Genomic DNA, 13,721 nt, shown 5'->3' on the forward strand with positions numbered 1-13,721 from the left:
TGGGCTGCCATACAAATTCCACCATGATGCCGCAGGAAGAACCGGTCTGCCACTTGCAGGGCCGCTGAAACGATTCTCAGGTCGCAAACCGGGCGAGTGCCGGTCGCTCGGCGTGGGCAGTCGGATACGACTGGGTTGTTGCGGGGGGGATTGCGTGATTGTGGTCAAGTCTGGAGCCGTATTCGCGGGCAAGCCACGCTCCTATAGAAAACGGTGTCGTACACGACACGAGTCCTGCAGGAGCGGGGCTTGCCCGCGAATGGGCCCTTAAACCCGGCTCATCCGACTCAGTGGCTCTCTTCGTGCGGTTCCCAGTCGCGGGTACGGCTCACGGCCTTTTTCCAGCCACCGTAGAGTTTTTCCTTCTCGGCTTCGGCCAGTTGCGGTTCGAACTCGCGCTCGATGACCGCCTTGCCGCGCAACTCTTCCAGGCTGCCCCAGAAGCCGCAGGCCAGGCCGGCCAGGTAGGCGGCACCGAGGGCAGTGGTTTCACGCATTTGCGGGCGTTCGACCTGGGTGCCGAGGATGTCGGCCTGGAACTGCATCAGGAAGTTGTTGGCAACCGCGCCGCCGTCCACGCGCAGGGCCTTGAGGCGTTCGCCGGCATCCTGCTGCATGGCGTCGAGCACGTCGCGGGTCTGATAGGCGATCGACTCCAGGGCCGCACGGATGATGTGGTCGACCTTCACGCCACGGGTCAGGCCGAACAGCGCGCCACGGGCATAGGGGTCCCAGTACGGTGCTCCCAGGCCGGTGAAGGCCGGGACCAGGTAGACGCCGTTGCTGTCCTTGACCTTGTTGGCGAAGTATTCGGTGTCGTAGGCGTCGTTGACGATCTTCAGCTCGTCACGCAGCCACTGCACGGTGGAACCGCCGTTGAACACCGCGCCTTCCAGGGCATAGGCCACTTCGCCGCGGGGGCCGCAGGCGATGGTGGTGAGCATGCCGTGGTTGGATTTCACCGCCTTGGTGCCGGTGTTCATCAGCAGGAAGCAACCGGTGCCGTAGGTGTTCTTGGCCTGGCCCGGCTCCACGCACATCTGGCCGAACAGCGCGGCCTGCTGGTCGCCGGCGATACCGCCGATGGCGATGCCGCTCTTGGTGCGACCGTAGATTTCCGAGGACGACTTCACTTGCGGCAGCATTTCCCGCGGAATGTCGAGGATTTCCAGCATCTTCGAATCCCACTCCAGGGTGTGGATATTGAAGAGCAGGGTGCGCGAGGCGTTGGTGTAGTCGGTGACGTGGGTCTTGCCGCCGGTGAATTTCCAGATCAGCCAGCTGTCGACGGTGCCGAACAGCAGCTCGCCATTGCGCGCACGCTCGCGGCTGCCTTCGACGTTGTCGAGGATCCACTTGAGCTTGGTGCCGGAGAAGTAGGGGTCGGTGACCAGGCCGGTGGTTTCGCGGATGTAGTCTTCATGCCCGTCGCGCTTGAGCTGCTGGCAGATCTCGGTGCTGCGGCGGCATTGCCAGACGATGGCGTTGTAGATCGGCCGGCCGGTGGTCTTGTCCCAGACCACGGTGGTTTCGCGCTGGTTGGTGATACCGATGGCGGCGACCTGGTCATGGTGCAGGCCGGCTTGTGCCAGGGCCTCGACCATCACTGCGCTCTGGGTGGCGAAGATTTCCATCGGGTCGTGCTCGACCCAGCCGGCTTGCGGGTAGTGTTGCTGGAATTCGCGTTGGGCGGTGCAGACCACGTTGGCGTCGCGGTCGAAGATGATCGCCCGGGAGCTGGTCGTACCCTGATCGAGGGCAATGATGTAGTTCTTATTCTGAATGTCGGTCATTTTCGATTGCCTTGGACTGGTATAGGGAAAAATGTTCAGGCGGGTCCCATCAAGGGAGGACGATACCCGCCGGGTCTGGCGTGACGCGGTGGATCAGGAAGCGCGAACCTTCTTGGCTACGGTCGCAGGCTCTTCCTCTACGGCGGTGGTGCTGGGCAGGTGGCGGGCGATCATCCCGCGATACAGGGCGGCCCCGAGGCTGGCACCGAGAATCGGCGCGAAGATCGGAACCAGGAAGTACGGAATGTCGCGCCCGCCAGTGAAGGCTATTTCACCCCAGCCGGCAACGAAGGTCATCAGCTTGGGCCCGAAATCCCGTGCCGGGTTCATCGCGAAGCCGGTCAGTGGGCCCATGGCGCTACCGATCACCGCGATCAGCAGGCCGATCAGCAGGGGCGCCAGCGGGCCGTTGGGCAGGCCGTTGTTGTCGTCGGTCAGGGACATGATCACGCCCATCAGGATGGCGGTGATCACCACTTCGACCAGGAAGGCCTGGGCCGTGGTCAGGGCGGCATTCGGGTAGGTGGAGAACACCGAGGCCAGCTCCAGGCTGGCTTGCGAACCGCGAACCATGTGGTGAGCCTGTTCGAAATCGAAGAACAGGTTGCTGTAAAGCGTGTAAACCAACGCAGCCGCGCAGAAGGCGCCGGCGATCTGGGCGATGATGTAGAACGGCAGTTTGCGTTTTTCGAAGTCGGCGAACAGGCACAGCGCAATGCTGACGGCCGGGTTGAGATGCGCGCCGGAAACGCCGGCGGTCAGGTAGATCGCCATGCTCACGCCGACCCCCCAGATGATGCTGATTTCCCACAGGCCAAAACTGGCGCCCGCGACCTTGAGCGCGGCGACGCAGCCGGTGCCGAAGAAAATCAGCAGGGCAGTCCCGAGGAATTCGGCAATGCATTGTCCCGATAGCGATGGTTGTTTCAGAGCGGTAGTCATTGGATACCTCGATTTTTGTTGTTGTGTGACGCCAGACCTGGTGGTTGGCGTGGTCTTCACATCGACTGTCGGGGATCCCCATCCCTGAAGTCGACTTACCGCTGGGTATTGCTGGATTAGGACTATGATCTTCAGATTCGAAAAAATATAGACAAGAAACACTGCTGTCAAAGGTCGAAAGTGAACGGTTATCCACATTGTGACTATTGATTGAGTGAATGAGGTTGTTTGGCCTGTAGGAATATGGCGAGCTTGCAGGTGCCTCCCGAGATTTCTGACCCTTGAATTAGACGGTTTCGTGCCGCCAATAGAGCCTTTTGCGCAGGGATGACCTAAAATCCGCGCTTACCTACCCGTCTGCCAGGATTGATCATGACGCCTGCCTTGGATCTGCTGAAAAAAGTTCGTGCCGAACATCGTGTGCACAGTTACGAACATGATCCGAAAGCCGCCTCCTATGGCCTGGAGGCCGCGGAAAAGCTCGCGCTCGCGCCGGCCCAGGTGTTCAAGACGTTGCTGGCGAGCAGCGAAAAAGCCGAATTGCTGGTGGCGGTGGTACCGGTCGTCGGAAGTCTGGATCTGAAGGCTCTGGCCCACGCCGCCGGGGTGAAGAAAGTCGAGATGGCCGACCCGGCTGCCGCCCAGCGGGCGACGGGCTATCTACTGGGCGGCATCAGCCCGTTGGGGCAGAAGAAGCGCTTGCGCACGTTTATCGACCAGAGCGCCCAGGGTTTCGCGACCATCTTCGTCAGTGCCGGACGCCGTGGTCTGGAGGTCGAGCTGGCTCCGGCGCTGCTGGCCGAGCATACCCAGGCGACGTTCGCGGACATCGGCCGCGCCTGAGCGGTCTGTATGGCGTAAATTCAGCGGTTCTGTCACTGGGCGACGATGGGGGGAACGAGCACACTGACGCTCTTGGACAAGGAGAGAGAGGACGTCATGCAGCTTGAATTTCACCAGGTCGATGCTTTCAGCGAACGGCCCTTCAGCGGCAATCCGGCGATGGTCTATCGGCTCGACACCTGGCTGGCCGATGAGTTGATGCAGAAAATCGCCGCCGAGCACAATCTGGCGGAAACCGCCTTTCTGGTCCGCGAGGGCGCTGCCTGGCGTATCCGCTGGTTCACCCCGACCACCGAAGTGCCGCTCTGCGGCCATGCCACCCTGGCCAGCGCATTCGTATTGTTCGAGGTCTACGGCGAACGGCAGGAGACCCTCGAGTTCGTCTGCAAGGCCGGTGCACTGAGTGTCAGCCGTGAGGCTGATCGGTTGTGGCTGGATTTCCCGGTGAGGGTGCCAGGTGGAGTCGGTGTCACCGTCGAGGTCGAACGGGCACTCGGTACGCCGGTGGTCGATGTGCTGGGGGCCAATGAGTTGTTCGTGGTGCTGCCCTCCGAACAGGCCGTGCGCGACTGCACGCCCGACTGGGCGGCGGTGGCCAGGCTGCCCTGGCCGGGCGTGATCGTCACCGCGCCGGGCGAGCGGCATGATTTCGTCTCGCGCTATTTCGCCCCGGCCATCGGTATCAACGAGGATCCCGTTACCGGCTCGACCCATTGCGCGCTGATTCCCTACTGGGCGCAGCGCCTGGACAAGACTGCGCTGACGGCCTATCAGTGTTCGCCGCGGGGCGGGGAGCTGTTCTGCCGGCTGGAAGGCGATCGGGTGAAGATCGGCGGCCAGGCCACCCTGGTGGCCAGTGGGCGGCTGACACTGGTCTGAGTCGGCAGAGCGGCGTTGTGGCCGCTTGCTCGCGAAAAACGCGCAAGTCCCTGTGGGAGCGGGCTTGCCCGCGAAGAACGATGACGCGACCTAGGCCTGAAACAGCACCAGGTGCTCGGCGGCCACGCGGATCCCGACTTCCTCGCCCGGCTGGTGATCGGCATGGCTGGGGAAGATCGACTCCAGTTGGCTGCCGCTGGGCAATTGCAGGCGATAGAGGGTCGCGGCACCGAGGAACGTCCTGCTGGTGACCCGCGCCTTCAGCGGACTTTTCGGCGCCGGGACGATGTCGTCCGGGCGCAGCAGTACATCCACCGCCGTGCCCGCCGGCCAGGCATAGGCGCGGTTGCCACGCAGCACACCCAGTTCGGTCTGCACCGATTCGTGCGTCTGCAACTGCCCGCGGATGAAGTAGCCCTGGCCGATAAAGCTGGCGACGAATGGCGACGCCGGCTCGTGATAGAGGTTGTAGGGCGTATCCCACTGCTCCAGCCGACCTTCCTTGAAGACCCCGACATGATCGCTGACGGCGAAGGCCTCTTCCTGATCATGGGTGACCAGGATCGCACTGGTGCCGCGCAGCTTGAGAATGTCGCGGACTTCGTGACTGAGCTTGCGGCGCAATTCGCCATCGAGGTTGGAGAAGGGTTCGTCGAGCAGCAGCAACTGCGGCTCCGGTGCCAGCGCCCGGGCCAGGGCCACGCGTTGCTGCTGGCCACCGGAAAGCTCATGGGGATAACGCTGGCCCAGGCCCTTGAGGTTCACCAGCTCCAGCAACTCGGCGGTGATCCGCTCCAGGTCCGGGTGCCTGCGAATGCCGAAGGCGATGTTCTGCGCGACGCTCAGGTGCGGAAACAGAGCGTAGTCCTGGAATACCATGCCGATTCGGCGTTTCTCCGGGGCCAGGGTGAAACCGGCCCTGGAGATGACCTCGCCGGCCAGCTGGATCTCGCCCTGGTGGACCGGCTCGAAACCGGCAATGGCGCGCAGCGTGGTGGTCTTGCCGCAACCCGAAGGGCCCAGCAGGCAACCGATGTCGCCGGCATTGAGATGCAGGTTGAGGTTCTGCACGACTCGCTGGTCCTGGTAACCGCAAGCCAGGTCGTGCAGATTCAGCAGTAGCGAATGGCTCATGCAGGGCGGTACGCCGGCTTGACCAGGAACTCGAGCAGGGCCTTTTGCGCATGCAGGCGGTTCTCGGCCTGGTCCCAGGCGACCGAACGCTTGTCGTCGAGCAGGTCGACGCTGATTTCCTCGCCGCGGTGGGCGGGCAGGCAATGCATGAACACGACGTCCGGGGCTGCCAGGTCGAGCAGTTCCCGGGTGACCTGCAGGGGCGCGAACAGCTCCAGGCGCTTGGCGGTTTCCTCTTCCTGGCCCATGGAGGTCCAGACGTCGGTACTGACCAGATGTGCACCGCGCACCGCTTCCCGTGGGTCGCGGACCAGGCGTACCCGCTCGCCGGCCTGGGCCAGCAACGCCGGGCTCGGGTCGTAGCCTTCGGGGCAACTGATACGCAGTTGGAAGTCGAACTGGATCGCCGCTTCGATGTAGCTGTTGCACATGTTGTTGCCGTCGCCGATCCAGGTCACGGTCTTGCCCTGGATCGAGCCGCGATGTTCGAGGAAGGTCTGCATGTCGGCGAGCAACTGGCACGGGTGCAGTTCGTCGGACAGGCCGTTGATCACCGGTACGCGGGAGTTGGCGGCGAACTCGGTCAGGGTGCTGTGCTTGAACGTGCGCAGCATGACCACGTCGAGCATGCTCGACAGCACGATGGCGCTGTCGCCGATGGGCTCGCCACGGCCCAGTTGGGTGTCGCGCGGCGACAGGAAGATCGCCTGGCCGCCCAGCTGGATCATGCCGGCTTCGAACGAGACCCGGGTACGTGTCGAGGATTTCTCGAAGATCATCCCGAGAATACGGCCCTTGAGCGGCTCGAACAGGACACTTCGATCACGCAGGTCCTTCAGCTCGATGCCTCGACGAATCAGCCCGGCCAGTTCAGCGGGCGTGCAATCCATCAGGGAGAGAAAGTTCCTAGCGCTCATCATTGACTACCTTTTTGCAACAGACCGCAGATGCTCAAAACCGGGTTTTTCGGGAAAACGGGTGAGACCTGCGGCGTAAGCCGCACGGGGCGACGAAATAGGGGGAGACGCGATCGTATAAGAAAATGTCGCGTGATACCAATAGGAGGCTTCGTTTTGGAATGATGAAGCGAGGGCGCGAGGGTTATTTCCGCGCTTTTTGCTACAGTTTTCCAAGCCTGTACCGATAATCGCAATGTGCCATTTGTACACGGCTGCCACCGCCTTTGGCAATTGACGCGGCGGCGGCAGGCGGCTGCGGGTCGTTTTCTGAACCGGTGGTCGAATCTTTTGCGGTCATGCTCGCGTGGCCAGGCAAAAGCGGAAACATTTCCTAAACTATGTGGCTAGGTTATAAATGTGTCATTGCAGACACACAGAGGCTTTGGAATGGAATCGAAAGAGCAACAGCTCATGGAATTGCTAAGGCTGACTGCACAGGCGCTGACGCATATGACCGCCTCTGTGACCGCAATGTCTTTCGAATTGTTGCGCAGTGACGACGAAGTCACGCGTGCGTCCGGACGACGAATGATCGATCGCATGGCCACCATCAGCTCCGGCCTCGACGAACATTGGCGGTTGATCGGCGAACTGACCGGCGTGCAGGTGGCCCACGAGCAGGTCCAGACCGTCCAGGAAATCCAGATGCAGTCCACCCCCAGGTTGCCCCTGTCCTGATCCCCGCAGGCGCCATCGGCTCGCCTGATACTCCCCGATTCACAAGACGAACGTCGCTGGCAGGCCTGTCCGCCACGGGCCATAGTTCTGTTTCCGCAGCCTGTCGGGCTGCCCAGAACAAGACAGAGACTGGCCATGACCAAGACTCTTCACCACCGTGCCTGCCATCTGTGCGAAGCCATTTGCGGCCTGACCATCGAAACCACCACCACTGCCGATCAGGTTCAAATCACCTCGATCAAGGGGGATGCTCTGGACACGTTCAGTCGTGGCCATATCTGCCCCAAGGCGGTGGCGTTGCAGGATATCCAGAACGACCCTGATCGCCTTCGCCAGCCGATGCTGCGGGAGGGTGAGCAATGGCAGCCGATCGGCTGGGAGCAGGCCTTCGATCTGGTGGCCGAGCGCCTGGCCGCGATCCAGCAACAGCATGGGCCGAATGCCGTGGCGACCTACCAGGGCAACCCGAGTGTGCATAACTACGGGCTGATGACCCACAGCAACTACTTCCTCGGGCTGCTCAAGACCCGCAACCGCTTCTCCGCGACTTCGGTCGACCAGTTGCCGCAGCACCTGAGCAGTTACCTGATGTACGGCCACGGACTGCTGCTGCCGATTCCCGACATCGATCACACCGACTTCATGTTGATTCTCGGTGGCAATCCATTGGCCTCCAACGGCAGCATCATGACCGTGCCCGATGTGGAGAAGCGCCTGAAGGCGATCCAGGCGCGTGGCGGCAGGCTGGTGGTGGTCGATCCGCGGCGCAGTGAAACCGCAGCCATCGCCGACCAGCACCTGTTCGTGCGTCCGGGAGGCGATGCGGCCTTGCTTTTCGGTCTGCTCAACACGTTGTTCGAGGAAGGTCTGACCCGTGGCAGCCATCTGCCGGTGGACGGCCTGGATGAGGTGCGGGCCGCAGTGGCGCCGTTCACGGCGCAGGCGATGAGCCCGCTGTGCGCCATCCCCGCCGAGCAGATCCGGCAGTTGGCGCGGGATTTCGCCGCGGCGGACAAGGCGGTCTGCTATGGGCGGATGGGCGTTTCCACCCAGGCCTTCGGCACTCTCTGTCATTGGCTGGTGCAACTGCTCAACCTGGTGACCGGCAATCTTGACCGGGTGGGTGGTGCCTTGTGCACCGAGCCGGCGCTGGATCTGGTGGCCTCCACCGGCGGCGGGCATTTCAATCGTTGGCAGAGCCGGGTTTCCGGCTTGCCGGAGTATGGCGGTGAGTTGCCGGTATCGGCGCTGGCCGAGGAAATGCTCACGCCCGGCGAAGGGCAGGTGCGGGCACTGGTGACGGTGGCCGGCAACCCGGTGCTGTCGACGCCCAATGGCCGACAGTTGGAACAGGCGCTCGCCGGTCTGGAGTTCATGGTCAGCATCGACCTGTACATCAACGAGACCACCCGGTACGCCGATCTGATCCTGCCGTCGACCTCGGCGTTGGAGAACGATCACTACGACACCACGTTCAACCTGTTCGCCGTACGTAACGTCACGCGCTTCAATCGGGCGATCCTGGCCAAGCCCGAAGGGGCCCTGCATGACTGGGAGATCTTCGTTGGCCTGGCCAGGGCGTTTGCCGCCCGTACCGGCAAGGAACTGAAGCCGACGCTGCCACCGGCGCAGATGATCGATATGGGCCTGCGCCTGGGGCGCTATGGCGACGGCTCCGAGTACAAACTGTCGGTACAGCGGCTCGCCGAGCACCCCCACGGGCTCGATCTTGGCGCGCTCAGGCCCAACCTCGGCAAGCGCTTGAAGACACCCGAACAGCGTGTTCGGGCCGCGCCACCGGAAATTCTCGCCGACCTGGAGCGTTTTGCCGCGCAACAACTGCCGCAGGCGGGGGAGTTGTTGATGATCGGGCGCCGCCATGTGCGCAGCAACAACTCCTGGATGCACAACTACCATCGCCTGGTGAAGGGCAAGCCGCGGCACCAGTTGCTGATGCACCCGGATGACCTGGCCAGCCGCAGGCTCGAAGACGGGCAGCGGGTGCGGGTCAGTTCACGGGTCGGGACGATCGAGGTCGAGGTGGTAGCCAGCGTCGAGATGATGCCGGGGGTGGTGAGCCTGCCCCATGGCTGGGGGCATGCGCGCCCGGGCGTGCAGATGGCGATCGCCAGCGGCCAGCCGGGCTCCAGTGCCAATGACCTGACCGATGAGCGGCAGGTGGACCGGGTATCGGGCAATGCGGCGTTGAATGGCGTACCGGTACGGGTGGTCGCGGCTTGAGGGCCGTGCTGTCGGGCCGCAGGGGGCCAGGTTCATGCGATTATCATCGGGGAGACCGAGCAGCGCGCTCGGCTTTCCGATACAATGCCTCACCGTGCCGACAACCGAGTCGGAAAGTTTTTGCCGAGGTGTTCCATGGATATCATCGAAACGATTAAAGAGCAGATTGCCAACAACACCATTCTGCTTTACATGAAAGGCTCGCCGAATGCCCCTCAGTGTGGCTTCTCCGCGAAAGCCGCGCAGGCGGTCATGGGTTGTGGCGAGAAGTTCGCCTACGTGGACATCCTGCAGAACCCGGAAATCCGCGCCAACCTGCCCAAGTACGCCAACTGGCCGACCTTCCCGCAACTGTGGGTAGCCGGTGAGCTGGTCGGCGGCAGCGACATCATGGCCGAGATGTTCGCCAACGGCGAACTGCAGACCCTGATCAAGGACGCTGCCCAGAAAGCCGCGGCCAAGACCGAGGCCTGATCGGCGGTGGCGACGTCGGGCTTGCCGAGGCCAACCCCTTGGCGAGCAAGCCCTGGCGACACCGTTTCTGACGCTCAATAAAAAGCCCCGCCTCTCGACAAGAGGGCGGGGCTTTTTATTGGGGGGACGTTTTTACTCGTCGCCCATCTGCGATTGCAGGTAGTTTTCAATCCCGATCTTGTCGATCAGGCCCAGCTGGGTTTCCAGCCAGTCGATATGCTCTTCTTCGGATTCGAGGATATCTTCCAGCAGTTCGCGGCTGCCGAAGTCATTGTGTTTCTCGCAGCAGGCAATCGCCTCTTTCAAGTCCACGTGGCCCTTTCGTTCGAGCTTCAGGTCGCACTCAAGCATTTCACGGGTGTTCTCGCCGATGAGCAGCTTGCCCAGATCCTGTACGTTGGGGATGCCTTCCAGGAACAGGATGCGCTTGATCAGCTTGTCCGCGTGTTTCATCTCGTCGATGGACTCGTGGTACTCGTGCTTGCCCAGCTTGTTCAGGCCCCAGTCCTCATACATCCGCGCGTGCAGGAAGTACTGGTTGATCGCGATCAGCTCATTGGCAAGGATCTTGTTGAGCTGCTGGATGACTACTTTATCGCCTTGCATGATGGGGTCCTGCCCTGTAATCGCTGTCTATAGGGCGGAGTTTGATCCCGGCAACTTCGAGTGTCAAACCTAAGTTATTGAATAATATATGAAAATTAATCGGAATAAGAATGTTTTTATTCTGCGTTATGCCGCTAAGCAATTGAATTGCGGACATAAAAAAACCGGACACCAAGTCCGGTTCCTTAAAATTCGCTGTTTTTATGCGGCAGAAAATTCTACGGCATAGGGCAGGGCGGCCTGGCTGCTTTGCAGTTCGGTCAGCGTTTCACGGACCACCTGCTTGGCCAGGCAGGCACACTTGCCGCATTGGCTGGCAACGCCGGTCGCCTGGCGTACTTCACGGTAGCTGCAGCAGCCTTCGAAGATCGCATCGCGGATTTGTCCGTCGGTAACGCCATTGCAGAGGCAAACGTACATAGGGTGGGAACCGTCGCTGGTTGGAACTCGATTGCCGTTGATCTTAATGTTAACGAGAATGATTGTCAAAGTGGTTTGGGCGGGCATTTCGGCGATTCGAATACCGTCTGACGAATGGCGTGCGGGCCATAGGGGGACGGCTTTGCAAAAACCGTTTAGGAGCGTCAAAAAACGCGGTGTATGATGGTGGGTTCCAAGGACACGAGGTCGTCGCGTCATAGGCTTGTCGCTTAAAGGGGGCATCCTTGCACCGACCTCGTTCTGAACGTGACTATCACCAGGAGATATCCAATGAGCGTACTCGTAGGCAAACCAGCCCCCGACTTCACCGTGCCGGCCGTACTGGGCAATGGCGAAATCGTCGACAGCTTCACCCTGTCCTCGGCCATCAAGGGCAAATACGGCCTGGTGTTCTTCTACCCGCTGGACTTCACCTTCGTCTGCCCATCCGAGCTGATCGCCCTGGACCACCGCATGGCGGACTTCCAGGCGCGTAACGTCGAAGTGGTTGCCGTGTCCATCGACTCGCACTTCACCCACAACGCCTGGCGCAACACCGCCATCAACGACGGCGGCATCGGCAAGGTCAAGTACACCATGGCTGCCGACCTGAAGCACGAAATCGCCCAGGCCTACGACGTCGAGTCCGAAGGCGGCGTGGCTTTCCGTGGCGCCTTCCTGATCGACGACAAGGGCATCGTCCGCTCGCAGATCGTCAACGACCTGCCACTGGGCCGTAACATGGAAGAGCTGATCCGTCTGGTCGACGCCCTGCAGTTCCACGAAGAGCACGGCGAAGTCTGCCCAGCCAACTGGAAAAAAGGCGACAAGGGCATGAACGCCTCGCCAGAAGGCGTTGCCGCCTACCTGACCGAGAACGCCGGCAAGCTGTAAGCCGCCGCTTCACGGACAAAAAAACCGGCCTCAGGGCCGGTTTTTTCATGGGCGCGTTTCGTTCGGGCGGGATCAGTCGTTGAAGTCTTCCCAGCCGCCCATTTCCTTCCAGCGGTTGACGATGCCGCAGAACAGCTCGGCGGTCTTCTCGGTGTCGTAGCGGGCCGAGTGGGCCTCGCGACCATCGAAATCGATACCGGCGGCCTGGCAGGCCTTGGCCAGTACGGTCTGGCCGTAGGCGAGGCCGGCCAGGCTGGCGGTGTCGAAGCTGGAGAACGGGTGAAACGGGTTGCGCTTCATGTCCAGGCGCGCCACCGCGGCGTTGAGGAAGCCGAGGTCGAAGCTGCTGTTGTGGCCGACCAGGATCGCCCGCTTGCAACCGTTGGCCTTGAGTGCCTTGCGTACGCCGCGGAAGATGTCGGTCAGCGCGGTTTCCTCGCTGACCGCCATGCGCAGCGGGTGATCGAGCTTGATCCCGGTGAACTCCAGGGCCGCCGCCTCGATGTTGGCACCTTCGAACGGCTCGACCCGGAAGAAGTAGGTGTGCTCGGGGAACACGAAGCCATCTTCGTCCATGCCGATGGTGGTCGCGGCGATTTCCAGCAGGGCGTCGGTGGCGGCGTTGAAGCCACCGGTCTCTACGTCGACGACCACTGGCAGGTAGCCGCGAAAGCGTGCGGCCATCGGGTGGCGGGGGCCACCTGAAGCACCGTTGCCCTCCAGTTCGTCGTCGAAATGATCATCACTCACAGGGTTTCCTCCAGCAGGCGCCAGCGCAGTTTTTCACCGGCGCGCAGCGGGATCACGGACAGCTCGCCAAACGGCAGGCTGGCGGGGGCGGTCCACTCTTCGCGAACCAGGGTGATGCGCTCGCTGTTCGGCGCCAGGCCGTAGAAGCGCGGGCCGTGCAGGCTGGCAAACCCTTCGAGCTTGTCCAGGGCATTACGCTGCTCGAACGCCTCGGCATACAGCTCGATGGCCGCATAGGCGGTGTAGCAACCGGCGCAGCCGCAGGCGGCTTCCTTGGCGTGCTGGGCGTGGGGCGCCGAGTCGGTGCCGAGGAAGAACTTCTCGCTGCCGCTGGTGGCGGCGTCGAGCAGGGCCGACTGGTGCGTATTGCGCTTGAGGATCGGCAGGCAGTAGTAATGCGGCCGAATGCCACCCACCAGCATGTGGTTGCGGTTGTACAGCAGGTGGTGGGCGGTGATGGTCGCGCCGACGTTGCCCGACGCCGCGTTGACGAACTGGACCGCGTCGGCCGTGGTGATGTGCTCGAACACCACCTTCAACGTCGGGAAGCGCTCGACCACACGACTCATGTGCTCGTCGATGAATTGTTTCTCGCGGTCGAACACGTCGACCTCGCTACGGGTCACTTCACCGTGCACCAGCAGCGGCATGCCGACTTCGGCCATGGCCTCCAGGACGGGGAAGATCTTGTCCACGCTGGTCACGCCGGAGTCCGAGTTGGTGGTCGCGCCAGCCGGGTACAGCTTGGCCGCGTAGACGAAACCACTGGCCTTGGCGGCGCGGATCTGCTCGGGTTGGGTGCGGTCGGTGAGGTAGAGCACCATCAGCGGCTCGAAACGGCTGCCGGCTGGCCGCGCCGCGAGAATGCGCTGGCGATAGGCGTCGGCTTCGTCGGCATCGCGCACCGGTGGCACCAGGTTTGGCATGATGATGGCGCGACCAAAGGTGCGCGCAACATCCGCAACAGTGTGGGGTAACGCAGCACCATCGCGAAGATGGATATGCCAGTCGTCGGGACGCAGCAGGGTCAGGCGGTCGGACATTGGGGATTCCAGGCGGGTCGAACTCAGGGGAATGCTACCGGAAAAGACTCTCTCAGGCACTCGCT

Annotated in this window: 14 protein-coding genes; 6 read left to right on the forward strand and 8 right to left on the reverse strand. The window is 62.1% G+C overall.

Annotated elements, in window-relative coordinates:
- Positions 1 to 287: 287 nt before the first annotated feature.
- Positions 288 to 1,793, reverse strand: a complete 1,506-nt coding sequence (glpK, locus tag ACM62G_RS17980; protein ID WP_054057472.1) for a glycerol kinase GlpK — start codon at positions 1,791 to 1,793, stop codon at positions 288 to 290.
- A 93-nt stretch (positions 1,794 to 1,886) separates the two neighbouring features.
- Positions 1,887 to 2,735 carry an MIP/aquaporin family protein gene (locus tag ACM62G_RS17985; RefSeq protein ID WP_419735278.1) on the reverse strand — a complete coding sequence of 283 codons (849 nt, stop codon included), beginning with the start codon at positions 2,733 to 2,735 and terminating at the stop codon, positions 1,887 to 1,889.
- A gap of 372 nt (positions 2,736 to 3,107) precedes the next feature.
- On the opposite strand from ACM62G_RS17985, the gene ybaK reads away from it, so the two are divergent.
- Positions 3,108 to 3,578, forward strand: coding sequence for a Cys-tRNA(Pro) deacylase (gene ybaK, locus ACM62G_RS17990; protein ID WP_419735279.1), 471 nt, complete (start codon positions 3,108 to 3,110; stop codon positions 3,576 to 3,578).
- Positions 3,579 to 3,674: 96 nt separating this feature from the next.
- Positions 3,675 to 4,457, forward strand: a complete 783-nt coding sequence (locus tag ACM62G_RS17995) for a PhzF family phenazine biosynthesis protein (protein ID WP_419735280.1) — start codon at positions 3,675 to 3,677, stop codon at positions 4,455 to 4,457.
- Positions 4,458 to 4,547: 90 nt separating this feature from the next.
- Here ACM62G_RS17995 and ACM62G_RS18000 read toward each other — a convergent pair whose 3' ends face one another.
- The gene (locus ACM62G_RS18000; RefSeq protein WP_273820167.1) at positions 4,548 to 5,591 is read right to left on the reverse strand and encodes an ABC transporter ATP-binding protein; all 1,044 of its coding nucleotides are present in this window, start codon (positions 5,589 to 5,591) and stop codon (positions 4,548 to 4,550) included.
- Positions 5,588 to 6,508, reverse strand: coding sequence for an ornithine carbamoyltransferase (gene argF, locus ACM62G_RS18005; RefSeq protein ID WP_054057476.1), 921 nt, complete (start codon positions 6,506 to 6,508; stop codon positions 5,588 to 5,590). The genes ACM62G_RS18000 and argF overlap by 4 nt, the downstream gene beginning before the upstream one ends.
- A gap of 429 nt (positions 6,509 to 6,937) precedes the next feature.
- On the opposite strand from argF, the gene ACM62G_RS18010 reads away from it, so the two are divergent.
- The 3 genes from ACM62G_RS18010 to grxD all read left to right on the forward strand — a co-directional run bounded on the left by ACM62G_RS18010 (position 6,938) and on the right by grxD (position 9,943).
- Positions 6,938 to 7,228 (forward strand): hypothetical protein, encoded by a 291-nt coding sequence (locus ACM62G_RS18010; RefSeq protein ID WP_054057477.1) that lies wholly within the window; start codon positions 6,938 to 6,940, stop codon positions 7,226 to 7,228.
- A gap of 135 nt (positions 7,229 to 7,363) precedes the next feature.
- Positions 7,364 to 9,469: a molybdopterin oxidoreductase family protein gene (locus tag ACM62G_RS18015; RefSeq protein ID WP_273820171.1), complete on the forward strand. Its 2,106-nt coding sequence runs from the start codon at positions 7,364 to 7,366 to the stop codon at positions 9,467 to 9,469.
- Positions 9,470 to 9,604: 135 nt separating this feature from the next.
- A complete protein-coding gene (gene grxD, locus ACM62G_RS18020; RefSeq protein WP_017902756.1) occupies positions 9,605 to 9,943 on the forward strand; it encodes a Grx4 family monothiol glutaredoxin in 339 nt (112 codons plus the stop codon).
- 132 nt (positions 9,944 to 10,075) lie between these two features.
- Here the strand turns inward: grxD and bfr are convergent, their stop codons facing one another.
- Positions 10,076 to 10,549, reverse strand: a complete 474-nt coding sequence (bfr, locus tag ACM62G_RS18025) for a bacterioferritin (protein WP_273820173.1) — start codon at positions 10,547 to 10,549, stop codon at positions 10,076 to 10,078.
- Positions 10,550 to 10,750: 201 nt separating this feature from the next.
- The gene (locus ACM62G_RS18030; protein WP_054057480.1) at positions 10,751 to 10,969 is read right to left on the reverse strand and encodes a bacterioferritin-associated ferredoxin; all 219 of its coding nucleotides are present in this window, start codon (positions 10,967 to 10,969) and stop codon (positions 10,751 to 10,753) included.
- Between the two features lie 291 nt (positions 10,970 to 11,260).
- On the opposite strand from ACM62G_RS18030, the gene ACM62G_RS18035 reads away from it, so the two are divergent.
- Complete coding sequence (locus ACM62G_RS18035) at positions 11,261 to 11,863, forward strand: peroxiredoxin (RefSeq protein ID WP_054057481.1); 603 nt, start codon at positions 11,261 to 11,263, stop codon at positions 11,861 to 11,863.
- A gap of 72 nt (positions 11,864 to 11,935) precedes the next feature.
- Here the strand turns inward: ACM62G_RS18035 and rnt are convergent, their stop codons facing one another.
- Together rnt and pyrC are read right to left on the reverse strand one after the other, a co-directional pair.
- A complete protein-coding gene (rnt, locus tag ACM62G_RS18040; protein ID WP_054057482.1) occupies positions 11,936 to 12,613 on the reverse strand; it encodes a ribonuclease T in 678 nt (225 codons plus the stop codon).
- Complete coding sequence (gene pyrC / locus ACM62G_RS18045; RefSeq protein ID WP_054057483.1) at positions 12,610 to 13,656, reverse strand: dihydroorotase; 1,047 nt, start codon at positions 13,654 to 13,656, stop codon at positions 12,610 to 12,612. Before pyrC ends, rnt begins: the two co-directional genes overlap by 4 nt.
- Positions 13,657 to 13,721: the final 65 nt, after the last annotated feature.

The organism is Pseudomonas sp. COR18 (assembly GCF_048568395.1).
Lineage (GTDB): Bacteria > Pseudomonadota > Gammaproteobacteria > Pseudomonadales > Pseudomonadaceae > Aquipseudomonas > Aquipseudomonas fuscovaginae_B.

Bases quoted from the DNA above. Each gene is read 5' to 3' on its own strand.
- glpK (WP_054057472.1), bottom strand. From the start codon at position 1,793: ATGACCGACATTCAGAATAAGAACTACATCATTGCCCTCGATCAGGGT.
- ACM62G_RS17985 (WP_419735278.1), bottom strand. From the start codon at position 2,735: ATGACTACCGCTCTGAAACAACCATCGCTATCGGGACAATGCATTGCC.
- ybaK (WP_419735279.1), top strand. From the start codon at position 3,108: ATGACGCCTGCCTTGGATCTGCTGAAAAAAGTTCGTGCCGAACATCGT.
- ACM62G_RS17995 (WP_419735280.1), top strand. From the start codon at position 3,675: ATGCAGCTTGAATTTCACCAGGTCGATGCTTTCAGCGAACGGCCCTTC.
- ACM62G_RS18000 (WP_273820167.1), bottom strand. From the start codon at position 5,591: ATGAGCCATTCGCTACTGCTGAATCTGCACGACCTGGCTTGCGGTTAC.
- argF (WP_054057476.1), bottom strand. From the start codon at position 6,508: ATGAGCGCTAGGAACTTTCTCTCCCTGATGGATTGCACGCCCGCTGAA.
- ACM62G_RS18010 (WP_054057477.1), top strand. From the start codon at position 6,938: ATGGAATCGAAAGAGCAACAGCTCATGGAATTGCTAAGGCTGACTGCA.
- ACM62G_RS18015 (WP_273820171.1), top strand. From the start codon at position 7,364: ATGACCAAGACTCTTCACCACCGTGCCTGCCATCTGTGCGAAGCCATT.
- grxD (WP_017902756.1), top strand. From the start codon at position 9,605: ATGGATATCATCGAAACGATTAAAGAGCAGATTGCCAACAACACCATT.
- bfr (WP_273820173.1), bottom strand. From the start codon at position 10,549: ATGCAAGGCGATAAAGTAGTCATCCAGCAGCTCAACAAGATCCTTGCC.
- ACM62G_RS18030 (WP_054057480.1), bottom strand. From the start codon at position 10,969: ATGTACGTTTGCCTCTGCAATGGCGTTACCGACGGACAAATCCGCGAT.
- ACM62G_RS18035 (WP_054057481.1), top strand. From the start codon at position 11,261: ATGAGCGTACTCGTAGGCAAACCAGCCCCCGACTTCACCGTGCCGGCC.
- pyrC (WP_054057483.1), bottom strand. From the start codon at position 13,656: ATGTCCGACCGCCTGACCCTGCTGCGTCCCGACGACTGGCATATCCAT.